We start from the raw sequence: 16379 nt of genomic DNA, 5'->3' as shown, positions 1-16379 counted from the left end.
TAGTATTATGAAAAAACTGCAATTAACATTAACAATTTTCTCCTTGCTGTTTATTACAGCATTAACAAACGCACAATTACCAACACACACCTTATCAGGTGAAATTTCAGGTGTAACACGCAATCTCGTGAATGATACCGTTTATATTTTAAACGGATTCGTATACGTGGAAGATGGTGCAACTTTAAATATAGAACCAGGCACCATTATACGTGGCGATAAGGATACAAAAGGTACTTTAATTATTACACGTGGTTCAAAAATTTATGCAAATGGAACTGTGGATCAACCGATCGTATTTACAAGTAATCAATCCGAAGGAACCAGAAATTATGGTGATTGGGGTGGATTAATTATTTTAGGAGATGCACCAATTAACGTTCCGGGAGGTGTTGCTGTTATTGAAGGCGGAGTTGATACACCGGAAGGCGATGCTTCTTATGGTGGTGCAAATGCATCTGATAATTCCGGAGCACTGGTATATGTGCGAATTGAATATCCTGGTATTGCATTCGTTCCGGGAAATGAGATCAACGGCCTTACTTGCGGAGGTGTTGGTAACGGAACTTTATTAGATCATGTTATGGTGAGCCGCTCAGGTGATGATGCCTTTGAATTTTTTGGCGGAACAGTTAATGCCAATTATTTAATTGCACACAATACTTATGACGATGATTTTGATACGGATTTCGGATTTTCCGGAAAAGTTCAATTCGGTTTAGTGAAACGTGACCCGAATTTTGCGGATGTATCAGGTTCAAATGGATTTGAAAGTGATAATGATGCAACAGGAAGCGCAAATTCACCACAAACAAATCCTACCTTCAGTAATATCACTGTTATTGGTGCAATTCAAAATGAAGGTGATATCATTAATGTTAATTATAAACGCGGAGCACATTTACGCAGAAATACATCTACAGATATCTTTAATTCTGTTATAGTTGGTTATCCAAGTGGAATAATGATAGATGGTGCATTATGTGAAGCAAGCGCTTTAGCAAATACACTCAAAATTCAGAACACAATAATTGCAGGTCATAATAATGATTTTGAATTAGCTGTGGGAAGTACATTCGACATTGCAGCATGGTTTAATACTCCTGCTTATAATAATACAATTTATGATCTGAGCAGCGACCTTATGCTAACTGATGCATATAATGTTACCTCGCCAAATTGTGTTCCTATGGCTGGATCTCCTTTATTAACAGGAGCTTCATTTGCTGCTCCCGAATTAGCCGGATTTAATAATGTTGCTTATCGCGGTGCATTCGGAACATTGAATTGGACATCATGTTGGGCAAACTGGGATCCGCAAAATACAAATTATGGTGAAGTTCCCGGAACCATAGCACCGGCTATTGCATCATTTACTTTTGACAATGTAGGACTTACAGTAAACTTTGCAAATACTTCCTCCAATGCAGTTTCTTATACATGGGATTTTGGTGATCCATTATCTGATCTTGATTTCAGCACTGATGCAAACCCCACGTATACCTATACCGATCTTGGAATATTTAATGTAGCATTAACTGCAGTAGGAACTTGTGCCGATGTAAATGTTTCGGAGCAGCAACTTAATTTTTCTGTTGCAATTTCTGACCTTACAGGTATTAATGCAATAAGTATTTATCCTAACCCTGCAACTGATATTATTAATGCAAATGTTATTGCAACAGAAAGTTTTGATGCAGTAATTTCAGTTCTTGATATAACTGGAAAAGTAATTCTACCTTTAATAAATAAATCAATAGTTAAGGGTGATAATAATATCATAATTAATACAAATTCATTATCATCTGGATTATATTTAATATCCGTATCAAATGGAGTTGAACAATCCATACAAAAAATACTCATAACAAAATAGTATTTAAATTTTGTTTAACGAAGCCGGCAGCGCAATCTGCCGGCTTTTTTTGTCCCTATTTGTTACCTTAGTACTTTGTAATAAATACAAATCGGGTAATAATGAAGCTCAAACACCTTTTTATATTGGTAATTGTATTGCTAATAATGCGCAGCCCTATTCAAGCGCAATTGACAATACCATCCGAAATCTGGGACTCTGTGAAAACCAACACGCACCCTATTGTTGTTGGATCCTTTACAGATCAGTACGAAACTCCATTTCGAATGCCTTTGGCAGATTATGGATGGGAGGATGGATTGCAAATCTCGTCTGATGGCCTAAATCTTTATGCATTATATGCCCCCGCCGATTTGTTATCCTGGGTCGATTATATCAATTTAAATATTGCTCTCCCACCCTGCGATATATTTGGTACCGGTGCATTTTTACGAACCTATGCAGATGATCATGGAATGGATATGACAACAAATATTTTTGGTTGTGATACCGCATTAAATATTGATATTTTATATGCGCATAGAAATAGTTTGGACGAAAATTTCGAATCCTGGGAATTATCCGGAATGCAAAGACCCGCTTTTATAGAAGGAGGACCGTTTCCTTTACAATCGTCCGTAGATCCGAATGTTGCTGAACATTTTTTATTTACAGGTAATAATGATATCTGGATGATCAATAATACAAGTATAAATCCTGAAAATATAGCATCAGCCATTCGACTTCCGGAACCAATTAATCCAGCTTCGGATGAATTTTCTGCTGATAATCCCATATTAAAAAGAATAAATAATTCGGATACACTCTTACTAATTTATGAAAAATATACCGATGGTGCTTTGCGGGATTTTATGTACGTATTTAGTTATGATGATGGGCTAACATGGGATGAACCTACACTTATTTCTTCTCTTAATAATGATGCAGGACATTTGGAAACTCCTCAATTATATTTTGACGGATTAAATACCTATTTATATTATGGTCGCAATTTTGATATATATCGTTCGCGACAGGCAATACCGGGCAATTGGGATAGTTGGGTAGAGGAAGAAATGGTAATTTCAAAAGGGAATGCACTTGCATTAGGTGAGCCCTCCTTCGCACCAAATGGGGATATGAGTTTTGTGGTAGCTTACCAGAATACAAACACAACAAATCCGAACGACCGCTTCGATGCAGATCCCTGGTATGTAAAAAATAATTTCCCACCTATTAATATAACTTCGGGTGGTGCAGAAATGGTTCTCAAAGTTTTCCCAAATCCAACTTCTGAGGAAATATTTATAAATGTATCGGATCAGAATATTTATTCTCTTTCCATATTCGATCTACACGGAAGTAAAACGATTTCGATAATTCATCCTTATAATAAAATTAATGTTAGGGATCTGAAATCCGGTTTATATTTTATAGAGATAATAACCGAATCTGGAGTTATATTAAAAAATAAAATTGTAATTGCTCATTAAAACAATGCCGGAATTCAAAACTAAACCCCATATACTTGTTGTTTGCGGTCGCAATAAAAGGCGAAGCAGAACGGCGGAGTATTTATATAAAAACGACAGCAGACTCAATATTAAAAGTGCCGGATTAAGTGCACAAAGTGAAGTGGTAATAAATTCCAAACTCGTGGAATGGGCCGATCTGATAATTGTAATGGATAACAGTCAGAAAAATCGGATACAAGATCAATTCAGAACTTCCAACGTTCCTCGTATCGAAAATATTAATATTGAGGATGAGTACGAATATTTGGATCCGGAGTTGATAGAGATATTGAAGAGTAGAATTGAGAATATTTTGGCAAGTATTTCTATATTTGGGAATTAAACCACAATTTATCTCCATCATGTTATTAATTTACGGAAGAAAAAAGGCTAAGATCAAAACACATTACGACAATACAGGGCGATGCACCACCTGTAGTGCTCATGATTTGAAGTTTGAAGTGTATAGAGAATATTTTCATATTTTTTGGATCCCCTTCTTTCCGTTAGGTTCAAAAGATACCATTGTAACATGCACTAAGTGCGGACATGGCAATAATTCCAGTGACAGGTTGGATAATTACCAGGCTACCACCAATACTCCAATCTATTTGTTTTCAGGATTATTGCTTGTGGCATGTTTGATCATCTGGATTACTATTAATACTCAAAATGTTTCGAAACAAAAATCCGCGTTTGTTGCTTCACCACAGGTTGGGGATATTTATTGCATGCGTTCTGAAGAAAATAGTTCTATGTATTATTATTTACGAGTTGCAAGAATGAATTCCGATTCTATTTTCTTATATCCAAATACTTACGAATATAGCCGCCCTGTTTCAACCTTGGATAAAAAAGACCATTTTATTTCATTTGAATTATATTATGATCAGGCAGAATTAAATCAACTTCTTAATCAATGAGAAATAAATTCTGTAAAAAGAGAATATAAAGAATCGTCGGGATATAACAGAATTTTGAAACCTGAGGAGGATTCCGTTTTTCTTAAAATGATGTTGGAAGATCTGCAACTTAATTATTAATTAATTTTATAAATAATTTTATGAAGAAAATAGTATTGATATTTACAGCTTTAATTTTTATACAAATATTACATTCACAATCCCCCGCATATCCCTTTCCACAACATACAACTTACACAGCAGGCAGCATCAAACCCACAGTTGCTTCACAAGCAGGATTAGATAAAGTTGTTAAACAATTCTATAATAAATGGAAAACACGTTATTTGGTAAATGGCTGCGAACCTGAACAATATTATGTATTTTATAATTACGAGGGAGGTGCAGATCCATCCAATGCAATATGCGTAAGCGAGGCACAAGGTTATGGAATGATGATCACCGCAATAATGGCCGGGTATGATCTGAATGCAAAACTGTATTTCGACGGTTTGTATAATTATTATAAAGCGCATCCAAGTATAATTAACCCCACTTTAATGGCATGGCAGCAAATAGAAGGATGTGAAGATGTTCCCGGAGCGGATGCAGCAACAGATGGCGATCTGGATATTGCTTATGCATTATTGCTGGCGCATGCACAATGGGGAAGCGCCGGAGTTATTAATTATTTGTCAGAAGCAAATACATTAATTGATGCTATTTATACTTCAGAAATAAATCACAATAATCAAACAATTAAATTAGGCGATTGGGTGAGCGGAAGCACTTCACCCATGTCGTATTCCACACGGTCCAGCGATTTTATGCCTGACCATTTTAGAAGTTTTTATGAGGCTACTGGTGATAATAACTGGAACCTCACCATTGACAGATGTTATACTATCAATAGTTCCATCAGAACAAATTTTTCTCCTGCTACAGGATTAATGCCTGATTTTATCCGCCATACCAATACGTCACCCGATCCTGCCCCACCAAATTTTTTAGAATCAGATTATGATGGAGATTATAATTACAATGCATGCCGTTTCCCATGGCGCACAGCAACAGATTATTTAATTTATGGCGATGCACGTGCCTATAATGCATTAGTGCCAATTAATGCCTGGATAAAAACAAAAACAGGTTCCATTCCCGCAAATATTAAAAGTGGATATGACCTGGATCTCGGAACTGTTTTACCCGGAAGTAATTACAACGACCTCTCCTTTCAAGCTCCATTTGCAGTAAGTGCTATGATTGATAATACTAATCAGGTTTGGCTAAATAGTTTATGGAATTATATGAAAACCGTTTCCCTAAATCGCGATGGTTATTATGGTAATACCATTAAATTATTATCCCTTATTGTGATCAGCAGAAATTGGTGGGCGCCGGCTCCGGCGTTGTTTAAGAATTCAGGTGAACATTTATCTGATACTGATCACAAATTAACTATTTTTCCGAATCCTACAAACACTGATGAGCTACACTTTGTTTTTACAAACAATAAGTCCGAAGAATTCGAATATGAAATAATTAATACGACAGGGCAAATTATTTATCAGAATACATTGATCAGTAATAATTCCGAATCAAATTATTTTACTGTTGGCGATTTAAACTTAGAACAAGGGTATTATTTTTTAAAAGTAGTATCAGAGGATCAGAGTTACGTTACTAAATTTATTATGCATTGAAAATTTTACTGATGTAATTTTTGTAGAATGGGTTTTGTTTTCTCATTCGATTTTTACAATATCTTATCATTGATGATTGACGTTTGGGCTAAAGCCCGATCATTATTACGTCTTTTCCCACCGGCTAAAGCCGGGGGTTATTCATCTATGCCCTAAAGTATGTGCTTACAGTTTTCCTCGCACGGACTGAAGTCCGTGGTTACAAGATGTGTCGTCCTTTCAGGACTTAAACGTGTCGAATTAATTTAACTAGGGTAATATTATTATTGTTTATACTTCTATAACAACTTTTTTTATCCTTTTTTTTTCGCCCAATCAGCGTCATCCGTGTTCCCTTTTTTAATTCGCACGGACTGAAGTCCGTGGTTACAAGATGTGTCGTCCTTTCAGGACTTAAATGTGTCGAATTAATTTAACTAGGGTAATATTATTATTGTTTATACTTCTATAACAACTTTTTTTATCCTTTTTTTTTCGCCCAATCAGCGTCATCCGTGTTCCCTTTTTTAATTCGCACGGACTGAAGTCCGTGGTTACAAGATGTGTCGTCCTTTCAGGACTTAAACGTGTCGAATTAATTTAACTAGGGTAATATTATTATTGTTTATACTTCTATATCAACTTTTTTTATCCTTTTTTTTCCGCCCAATCAGCGTCATCCGCGCCTGTCCGCCAACTGGCGGGTTCCGGCTGTTTCTACATTTCAATCAATCACTAAATTTATTATTTATCATCCCCCAAACCAACTCCGATTCAAACCCTCTCGAAATTAGATATCGTGCAACTTTATTTTTTGTTTCGTAATCGTTGTTTGTTTTGTATTTTTTTATGGTGGTGGAAAGAAGTTTATTCAAGGTATTTAAATAATCCTCCTCCCCTATTTCTTCCATTCCTTTTTTAATGCAATAGGCAGAAACTTTGCGTTTTTTTAATTCATTTATGATCTTTCCCCTGCCCCATTTTTTAATTCGGAATTTTCCACCGGCATATGCTTTTGCAAAACGTTCCTCATTTAAAAAATCATCTTCAATTAATTTATTAATTATTTCTTCCAGATCAGAACCGTAAATTTTCAGCGATAATAATTTTGTGCGCACCTCTTCATGACATCGCTCCTGATATGCACAATAATGTCGCAATTTATTATATATCACATCGTTTATCATCTCCAAAAAAAATAGAAACCGGCAAAACAAATCTGCCGGTTTCTAACAAATATAAAATATTTAAACAAATATTAAACTTGATCCAATGGTTTTTCTTCTGCTTCCATTTCATCGGGTTTGCCGTTAAATGGAGGATAAACATCAAGAAAAAATGACAAATATAGATTCACTCTTGTAGCCCATCTAAAAGTACCTACATTAAACTTATGCCAGCCTGCAGGGTATTTGCCTGTAAACAGAACTACCCACCATGCGAGAAAAACCAATACATAAACTCCGATCATTCTCACCATCAAACAAAAACCATGAGGAATTCCAACGTACAACCATCCAAAAAAGGATCTCAATAATAGCTGTCCGCGGCCAATATTATTATGATCAAAATGTACCTCTGTTTTGTCGTCGGTACCATTAGGCCCAAAAGAAGGATAACCATCACTTAAGTTCACAAGACGTGCTCCGAGCCTTAAGCCCCAGCGTGTATATGCCAACATGGCTGTGTAATAAAATTCAGGTGTTTTACCGGTAAACAATATGATCCACCATGCAACAAATTGTGCAATGGCTACCCAGATTCCGTAAAATAAAAGCAATATCATATGCGGTATCAGAATATACAACCATCCAAAAAAGGATCGGAGTAATAATTCACCGCGGGAGTACGACTCCTGGTGGGTAATGTTGAATTTAAACATAGTTGTGGTTTTAGGTTAAAAAATGTATTCAAATATAGAAAACCTATGTCTAAACAACCAAAGAGATGTCAACAATTTAATAAAGATTTGATGTAAGGTAACTACTCAGCAGTAGTTTCATATGCCCCAATGTCGGGTAAAGTACCGGCAAATGGTCTCACTTCACCTCTGATATCATCAATAACAGGGTCAGCCAGAATAAATGTTCCGGCATTGAGTGCAGGTGAAAATTCACCCGGACAATAATTTCTTTCTCCAATATTTGCAAAAGAAGCATTTTCATTAAAGATGCAATTTGCATCGTTTAGGAGATCCTGATTGATATCGGTGCGCAGAATACAATATTCGAAATTAAAATTTAAGGGATCACCTTCATTAAGAGTATCAATAACAATTTCATTGCCCTCTGCAATCGACCCTTCAACAATACAGTTTGTAAAATTTGCTTTAGTTAAAACATCCTGAATAATATTATCCTGATTGAACGCAAAATAATCAAATATTCCTAAAATTGGAGTTTGATGTGCGAGATATGTTGAACTATAATTCGCGAATGTGCAATGTCTGAAATCATAATCTCCACCCATAAATAAAGCACAATTACTAAGTCCGATATTATATATCAAAACATTGGTCGCTTTTATTTTACTGTTGAGAGATAATAATCCGTTATTCTGACAATCGTGTATCATAGAATTGGAAATAGTGAGTTCCGGTAAATAATCTTTATAATATTCCAGATCGGGTGTAGTGCTGTATCCAAGAGCAATTCCGTCGTTTGCGTTTTTTATTTCGGCATAGATCATGGTGTTGGTAAAACTTCCGCGCAAATAATAAATTCCTTCCCATTGACCCGGCACATCCTTATAAAAATCTTCCAATCTATCTCCCTGAAAAGAAACTATACTATCTTTTGTTCCGATCACATTTAATGTTCCTAACACATAAAAATAACTTCCTCCATGCATGTGTATATTCGTTCCTTCTGTTATAGTGAGAGTGCATAAACTATCCACTAACACAGACCCGATAATTACATGCGGCAGATCATCTGTCCAGGTTGTATCGCAAATAATTTCCCCAAAATGAAAATGTGCATTTTGGCCAAGTGCGATCAGTTTCACATTCTGCCAATTTTCATTTGTTTCGAAAAGTATTGAATCTTCGATAATATATGGAAGTGCGTCTGCATTCGGATCAACAGTTACCTCTATAAATACATATAAACTATCGTTTCCGGGAATTTCAATATCGTGAAAAACAACACCTGATTCTCCATCCACATTCATTCTAAATTGAGAAGCTTCACCACCGGAAAGTTCGATAGTGGATATGGAAATGGGATCGTTATAGGTATTAAAAATTTTAAGGGGGATGGTGATGGAACCAACCGTTGTAAAAACGGTGTCGAAATGCACTGTATCCTCACTGAATTGCAGTTTAGCGTTTGCATCTGTTACAAATATATCTCTGCGACAACTTTGTGTCGATAAAATGAGGATTGCGGAAATGGTTAAAAGGAGGTGAACCCGGATCTTTCTGAAATGCATAATCTTAGTTAGCGGGATAACGCAAAAAACGATTTGTTTATGCTTCAAAGGTAGCCAAATATTTACATAGCTTTTAAAATTTACATTTCTCTAACAATTACGAAGTGCCTTATCTTCGCAAAAAAAATCTTATGAAAGGTTATTCACTGCTTGTATTAATACTTACAGGTTCATTATTAATGGCCTGTAAAGGGAAAAAAGATAAATCGGAACAGGATACTATAACGGATATTCCTGAACAACAACCCATTACTGTAAGCGGCATGCGTCAGGATACTATTGAATTTCCCTCCGCCGATGGGTTAACAATGAGAGCTGTGATGTATTCCATCGACAGCACCTCACCTGTTATCGTTCTTTGCCATCAGGCTAAAATGAACAATTATGAATATGCAGAAATAGCACCGAAATTGAATGCCATGGGTTACAATTGCCTTGCATTGGACCAAAGAAGTGGCGGAGCAATTGACGCACACGACAATAAAACAAATGCCAATGCACTTGCTGCAAATAAGGCTACAAGTTATCCCTCCTCGCTACCCGATATTGAAGCAGGTGTAAATCTCGCATATGAAACCTGGGGTCAACCCGTGATCCTTTGGGGAAGCAGTTATTCGGCATCTTTATGTTTAAAGGTTGCCATGGATAATGAACATGTGAAGGCTGTGATAGGATTCAGTCCGATCGCTAAATTTGATGATGGAACTTCCGCTGCAGATTACTTCAAAAACTACAATACCAAACCAATTTTTATCACCTCCACCGAAAAAGAAGCCGGTGCTCTTGAAAAAGCATTTAAACACCTTCCCGAAAATGTATTAACACAATTCTACCCCGACACCAAAGGCACCCACGGCTCAAAAGCGCTCTGGAGCAGCGATCCGGCGAATGAGTATTATTGGGAAGCGGTTACAGCATGGCTCCAAAAGAATTGAGAATTGAGAGTTGAGAATTGAGAATTGAACAGCCGGGATTGCGATCAGGATGAAACTTGGAGGTCTTTTGTTTTGTGTTCTGTGTTCTGAGTTCTGTGTTCTGAGTTCTGTGTTCTGTGTTCTGAGTTCTGAGTTCTGAGTTAGTTCTCGGTTTTTGATGGGTTTCCTCACCCCTCACCATTCACCACCCACCCATTAAGTTCGGAGTTCTGGGTTCTGAGTTAGTTCGCGGATCAAACTCATCACTCATTACTCATTACTCATTTGGTGAGTCCGATCCCCTCTCGGATCAAACTCAACACTCACTACTCACCATTGACCCAATATTTTCTGAGTTGTAAGTTATGGGCTTACGAAAACCTCCTTCCCGTCAAACTGCCAACTGCCCACTGTTGACTGTTAACTGCGGACTCTCACCACAATTCTCTCTTCTTTTAAAATATCTTTACACCTGAAATCGTCAATACAAACTGTATGGACGATAGTTTACATTTGGGCAACTTAATGACTCAGCAACAAAATGCCATTATTGAACAAGCGGTTAAAAATGAACGCAAAAAGCTATTGCAGTTTATCAAGACCCGTGTGGCAAATGAGGAAGATGCCCGCGACATTCTTCAGGATGTCTTTTACCAGTTAGCTTCAAACCGCGGTATGGTAGAAAATATAGAGAACATGGCTTCGTGGCTCTATAGGGTTACCAGAAACAAGATCATAGACTGGTATCGCAAACGCAAAACAGAATCAATAGACACTTCAGCGGCTTATGGTGATGATGAGGAGGATGGATATTTTTCAGGATTATCCACTATTTCTGCCTCCGATTCTGATAATCCCGATCAGGTATTTGAACGCCAGATGGTATGGGAAACCATGTATGAGGCCTTAAGCGAATTACCTGCCGAACAACGCGAGGTTTTTATTTTACATGAATTGGAAAGTAAAAGCTTCAACGAGATTTCGGAAGAAACAGGTGTTTCCGTTAACACGCTTTTATCGCGAAAACGTTATGCAGTTTTGCATTTACGCGAAAAACTACAAGGTTTATACGACGATTTTTTTAATAAAGAACTAGAATAAAAAATATTTTTATGGAATCTAATAACAGATACAAAAACGAATTTAAGGATGAATTCAAAGCAGAATTCAAACACAAATTCACAAAAAAAATTAAATACGGCATCGGTTGGTTAATTGCAGGTGCTTTTATGATCACTATAATGGGTTTCGCAACTATGTATTTGTGGAACTGGCTTATACCGGCAGTTTTTAACGGAGTTACCGTCACTTTCTGGCAGGCTATTGGTTTGCTCGCATTAGGAAAATTACTCACGGGATTCGGCGGAATGGGTCGGCATAACTGGAAAAGCAAACACGCCTGGAAAGGTCATGGAATGTATGACCGCAGCTACTGGAAACATCGTATGGAACAAAAAATGGAGCATATGACTCCGGAAGAAAAAGAAAAGTTTAAAAGCTACTATTACGATAGGTGTGGATGGAGGTTGAATGAAAAAGATACAAAAGGTACTGATGCTAAATTAACTGAGGAGAGTGTTTAGGTAAAGCATTTATTAGTAAAATCATTGATTAAAAATCCTGCTTTTAAACAAGCGGGATTTTTTTATTTACATTATTACGCGGTTTTTAATATCTTTAGCCTCTAAATAAAACAGCCATTCAAATGAAAATTCTAAAACCACTACACCTGCATAAGCGGGGTTTACATTATTTTGCAATTACTTTTCTATTCACCTTGATAACATTTACTGTTTCTGCACAACACAAAGTGAATGTAGAACTCAGTGAACTTTATGAAGAACCAAAAAACTCAACTGTATTTGATGTTGTTGGTTATGATGATGGTGGATTTGTATTTGGAAGATATACCCGAAAAGGTTTTTACTCTTTAAATATTTCCATGGAGAAATACAGTAAGGCATTAAAATTCATGACCATACGAGATTATGAATTTGAAATGGATGGAGAGGACATGCATTATAGCAATCCCTTTTATTTTCACGATAAGATCTATTTATTTGGCAGCACAATAATTAAAAAAACTAAAAAAACAAATGTTTATTATCACGAAGTAGATCCTAAAACGCTAAATACAAAGGGGAATCCCGTTTTATTAAAATCAATACAGGAAACGGATAATGGCAGTATTGCATTAGCTAATTATGTACTTTCAAATGATGAACAAACGCTTGCCTTTTATGGCTTACCAGGATATATTAAAAAATCGATGGTATTGGCTGGAATTCCTATTCAATTCAGCTCGAATAAAGAAGAAACGAAAGGAAGTATAGCAGTTTATGGCGATAAAATGGAGAAAAAATGGGAAATGGATTTTACTTTACCATATGAGGAAAAATTATATAGCATAACAGGTGTAGATCTTGACAATGCCGGTAATTTTTATTTTATGGGAATATTGTATAATGAAAAAGCAAAATCTAAAGTTCGTGGTCTTCCCAATTACCAATATATTCTCACAGCATTCAGAAATAACGGAAAAGATAAAGCAGAATATAAAATTTCTTTGGATGAAAAATTCATCACAGATTGCAGTTTTACTTTAACAAATGATAATAAAATAGTATGTACTGGTTTTTATTCCGACAAAGGAACAGCGTCTATTAAAGGAACATTTTTTATGACCATAGATCCCGAAACGAAATCTGTTTTATCAAAAGGGGTTACTGATTTTGATAAGGAATTCTTAAAATTATTTGTCTCTGATAATAAAGCAGAAAAAGGTGCTGAATTATCTAATTTCGATCTGGATGAGATCATTTTAAGGGAAGATGGTGGCGCTATTTTACTTGGAGAAAAATATTATATCACACATAGCACTTATACAAACTCCAACGGAAGTACAACCACTACAACAACTTATCACTACAACGATATCATTGTGATTAATATCAATCCCGATAATACAGTTGCATGGGCTACAAAAATTCCCAAGAGACAAGCTTCCAGTTCAGGTTTCTATTTATCTTATGCATCGCATGTGAAAGATGATATGATCTATTTAATCTTTAATGACAACGAAAAAAATCTGGATGAAAAGAATCCCGAAAAGATATATGCTTACGATGGTAAAAATTCATACGCTACGCTTGTAAGTATTAAAGGAAATGGTGATTGGGAAAAAAGTGCCCTTTTCAGCAATAAAGAAGAAGGTGTTATTATGCGTCCAATCGTTTCAGAACAGGTGAATGAAAATGAATTGATCATTTATGCAGAGAAGGGGAAGAAGTATGTGGTGGGGAAGGTGACATTTGAGTGATATTATTAGAAAAACTTTAAAGAATTGTAAAACTTTCACCGCAGATTCATCATATTTAGTGAATCTGCTGTGAAAGTTTTATACATTAAAAAATATTATTAATTTTCCGTTTTATTAATCCAAAAAAACAATTTTTATGGCCACTCCACAAGAAATTCTGGACAATGTTAAACAATTCATCACCAGTGTTGGTGTTGATCCCGCAACCTGCTGGAATGAACAAAACAAGGCATATTACATTTTCAAAGGCTCTGCTAAATTGGAAGTGTTTGTATCCAGTCACCCCCAAAACGATGGCACCAGCCGTCACTACCTGCGTATTTTCAGCGGTTTGATGATGGTTCCTGCTACAAACAAAGAACATTTTTATCGCCGTTGTATGGAAATAAGCGACCAAAGTTTAGGTGTTAAACTTACGGTTGTTCCAAATGCTGCTCCCGACAAAGATTGGGTATATGCTACCTACGAACGCGATATCAACGGTATGGATTACAATGAGACCGTTACCTGTGTTAACGACATGGGTCTATGGGCAGATTGGCTGGATGACCAATTGAAAAATGAGTTCGGTGGAGGTGCAAATCCTTCACAACCTTGAGTTTAAAATTCCAAAAATTACAAATTTGTGAACCTTTCCGTTTATCGGAAAGGTTTTTTTGTTTAACTTCAAATCCTATTCACTTTATTATAATAAGGACTATTGAAAAAAATATTGCCCATATTAATACTGATCATTGCTTCCTGTAATAATACCTATGAGGTGAGTTTACAGTTTGATTCTGTAGATGGAATAAAAAAAGGAACTCCGGTTGCAATTGACGGATTTATGGTTGGGAAAGTTAAAGACATGTATATTAATGAAAAAAATTCTGTTATAACCGTAGTGCAAATAGATAATGAAATAGAGTTATATGCAGATGCAACCTTTAGAATCAGATCCGGGTTTTCAGGTGAAGGCACTATTGTTTTAATTACCGGAGATTCTGGCCCTTTACTAGATCATAACAAGGTAATTAAAGGAATTTCTAAAGAAAATATACTGATCAACGATTCCACCGGACATGAAATCGGTGCGTTTCTGAAATCCATTTTTAATAATAACACTAAACAGGATTCCATTCTTGAAGAATTAAAAAAATTGAATGAGGATCTGGATAAATTAGAAAAGGAATAAATTAATCCGCTCCATCCACCTTTGCAACTTCCACTGCGTAATTTCCAATATTTGTTCCTACTTCCAATCCCACTTCACAATCAAATCGAAAATGTATACGTGAATAAATTCTTGAATCAGATGCTTCTTTTGCGTACTCATTAAATGTATTTACATCTGCCGGAAATATATATCCCAATACCGTTGCGGCTGCTGCTGAAAATGTAGAGTGGCCTGAAGTATAGGAGGGGAAATTTGGCACTCCGAATAAACATTTAATATTTTCATCAGCCTGCGGAGGACGAGGATACATGTAATAATATTTGGTATCCCAACAACTGATACCGGCATCCATCATTGCAGCATTTAAATACGCATACACTCTTGCTGTGCGCAAAGGATTTAATTTATCTTCAACAATGTAGTCTATTGCAATGGTATTCCAGTGACCAGCAGGAGTATAAGTGCTAAATCCATCTCCCCAATAAAATGCGATCCTCTCCTGCTCTTTCGTAGTTTTTTTGGTAAGGTCTATTAATTCATTTTTTGCCGTTTCATATTCCGGAGAAAAAAATGCTGGTGGCGGACCCGGACGAACAGCTTCTACTGAAGGAATAAACCAGGGCGACACATGTCCGAATTTAGGTGTGATACCAATTGGTCTTTGTGGAGTTTCTAAATTTTCCCAATGCGGCCATTGATCTCCAAATAAAAGATCTGCATTTGTTTCGAATACAGGATATTCATATTCTTCCACCTGAGCGAATTTCATGCTATCCGTTTTTGCTCTGCCAATAAAAATTTCTGCAATTGTTTTACCTATTGAATCACCTGCGTCAATATCGCTTTGTACATTCATGCCTGCCCATTTTCTCATATTGCGGAGTTCATCTGCTTTTTCATTGATATAATTTACTTCCAGTGGAAATAAATAGGTAAGTAATTCCTGCGCAACAGAAGCGATAACCGCATCCTCTGAAGGAAAGGAAGGAATATCATTATCGGGAAGTTCCGGTTGAATACTTACATCAGTTTTATAAGGCGCAGGTCTATTATATAAATATTTATAATGCCAGGTTGTAATTAATGCATCATAAGTAGCCACACTTAAATATGCATAAGCTCTGCAAGAATATGGTGGATTGGAAAATGGAAAATAAGGGTAGAGTTCCGGAAATACAGGATCGGGTACACTATATTCTCCGTTAGCATCGGGGGCAGGTGCAAGATTATATTTCGCCGTGAGTTCTTCTGCAATTTCCATCCAGCGAATCATACTGTTATTTCCCCAATATTCAATTGCTGCCAGCTCCTCTTCGCTCAATGCTGAATTATAATTTTTCAATTCTTCCAATTCGGCTAAATATTCAGATGAGGTAATATCTTTTGGTTCGGGAATTTCAAATAAATTGGTTCCGGTCAGATAGATCAACTCCCAATCACCTCCTGTTTCATCCATGGAAGAATATAAATAAGGATCATAACTTGTATATGCAGGAATATCAACATTACATGATTGATGCAGAACCGCACCGGCAATTAATCCCAAAAGAACAATATATTTTACTGTATGTTTCATTTTATTTTTTTATTAAAAATGGCGAAAGG

15 protein-coding genes are annotated in these 16379 nt (G+C 36.2%); 11 read left to right on the top strand and 4 right to left on the bottom strand.

Going from position 1 to position 16379, the window contains the following annotated elements; all coding sequences use genetic code 11:
* Positions 1 to 7: 7 nt before the first annotated feature.
* The 5 genes from IPI31_11655 to IPI31_11635 all read left to right on the top strand — a co-directional run bounded on the left by IPI31_11655 (position 8) and on the right by IPI31_11635 (position 5974).
* Positions 8 to 1876, top strand: a complete 1869-nt coding sequence (locus IPI31_11655) for a T9SS type A sorting domain-containing protein (GenBank protein MBK7568468.1) — start codon at positions 8 to 10, stop codon at positions 1874 to 1876.
* 101 nt (positions 1877 to 1977) lie between these two features.
* Positions 1978 to 3348, top strand: a complete 1371-nt coding sequence (locus tag IPI31_11650) for a T9SS type A sorting domain-containing protein (GenBank protein MBK7568467.1) — start codon at positions 1978 to 1980, stop codon at positions 3346 to 3348.
* 4 nt (positions 3349 to 3352) lie between these two features.
* Positions 3353 to 3712, top strand: a complete 360-nt coding sequence (locus IPI31_11645; GenBank protein ID MBK7568466.1) for a protein-tyrosine-phosphatase — start codon at positions 3353 to 3355, stop codon at positions 3710 to 3712.
* Between the two features lie 19 nt (positions 3713 to 3731).
* Positions 3732 to 4292, top strand: a complete 561-nt coding sequence (locus tag IPI31_11640) for a zinc-ribbon domain-containing protein (protein MBK7568465.1) — start codon at positions 3732 to 3734, stop codon at positions 4290 to 4292.
* A gap of 140 nt (positions 4293 to 4432) precedes the next feature.
* On the top strand, positions 4433 to 5974 hold the full coding sequence (locus IPI31_11635) for a T9SS type A sorting domain-containing protein (protein MBK7568464.1): 1542 nt from the start codon (positions 4433 to 4435) through the stop codon (positions 5972 to 5974).
* 707 nt (positions 5975 to 6681) lie between these two features.
* Here the strand turns inward: IPI31_11635 and IPI31_11630 are convergent.
* From IPI31_11630 to IPI31_11620, 3 genes are all read right to left on the bottom strand, one after another.
* Positions 6682 to 7140 (bottom strand): RecX family transcriptional regulator, encoded by a 459-nt coding sequence (locus tag IPI31_11630; GenBank protein MBK7568463.1) that lies wholly within the window; start codon positions 7138 to 7140, stop codon positions 6682 to 6684.
* A 71-nt stretch (positions 7141 to 7211) separates the two neighbouring features.
* The gene (locus IPI31_11625) at positions 7212 to 7835 is read right to left on the bottom strand and encodes a DUF4389 domain-containing protein (GenBank protein MBK7568462.1); all 624 of its coding nucleotides are present in this window, start codon (positions 7833 to 7835) and stop codon (positions 7212 to 7214) included.
* 101 nt (positions 7836 to 7936) lie between these two features.
* A complete protein-coding gene (locus IPI31_11620; protein MBK7568461.1) occupies positions 7937 to 9385 on the bottom strand; it encodes a hypothetical protein in 1449 nt (482 codons plus the stop codon).
* Positions 9386 to 9516: 131 nt separating this feature from the next.
* On the opposite strand from IPI31_11620, the gene IPI31_11615 reads away from it, so the two are divergent.
* The 6 genes from IPI31_11615 to IPI31_11590 all read left to right on the top strand — a co-directional run bounded on the left by IPI31_11615 (position 9517) and on the right by IPI31_11590 (position 14792).
* Entirely contained in the window at positions 9517 to 10320 is an 804-nt protein-coding gene (locus IPI31_11615; protein MBK7568460.1) for an alpha/beta hydrolase, read from the top strand.
* A 504-nt stretch (positions 10321 to 10824) separates the two neighbouring features.
* Positions 10825 to 11400, top strand: coding sequence for an RNA polymerase sigma factor (locus IPI31_11610; GenBank protein ID MBK7568459.1), 576 nt, complete (start codon positions 10825 to 10827; stop codon positions 11398 to 11400).
* 11 nt (positions 11401 to 11411) lie between these two features.
* The gene (locus tag IPI31_11605) at positions 11412 to 11882 is read left to right on the top strand and encodes a hypothetical protein (GenBank protein MBK7568458.1); all 471 of its coding nucleotides are present in this window, start codon (positions 11412 to 11414) and stop codon (positions 11880 to 11882) included.
* A 122-nt stretch (positions 11883 to 12004) separates the two neighbouring features.
* On the top strand, positions 12005 to 13618 hold the full coding sequence (locus IPI31_11600) for a hypothetical protein (GenBank protein ID MBK7568457.1): 1614 nt from the start codon (positions 12005 to 12007) through the stop codon (positions 13616 to 13618).
* A gap of 136 nt (positions 13619 to 13754) precedes the next feature.
* Entirely contained in the window at positions 13755 to 14216 is a 462-nt protein-coding gene (locus tag IPI31_11595; protein MBK7568456.1) for a YbjN domain-containing protein, read from the top strand.
* 102 nt (positions 14217 to 14318) lie between these two features.
* Positions 14319 to 14792 (top strand): MCE family protein, encoded by a 474-nt coding sequence (locus IPI31_11590; protein ID MBK7568455.1) that lies wholly within the window; start codon positions 14319 to 14321, stop codon positions 14790 to 14792.
* Between the two features lies 1 nt (position 14793).
* Here IPI31_11590 and IPI31_11585 read toward each other — a convergent pair whose 3' ends face one another.
* Complete coding sequence (locus IPI31_11585; GenBank protein ID MBK7568454.1) at positions 14794 to 16350, bottom strand: phosphatase PAP2 family protein; 1557 nt, start codon at positions 16348 to 16350, stop codon at positions 14794 to 14796.
* Positions 16351 to 16379 lie beyond the last annotated feature (29 nt).

The organism is Bacteroidota bacterium, from assembly GCA_016706865.1.
Taxonomy (GTDB): Bacteria; Bacteroidota; Bacteroidia; order Chitinophagales; family BACL12; genus UBA7236.
Note: the sequence above shows the minus strand (reverse complement) of the source record. Positions and strands in the feature narration are given on the sequence as shown.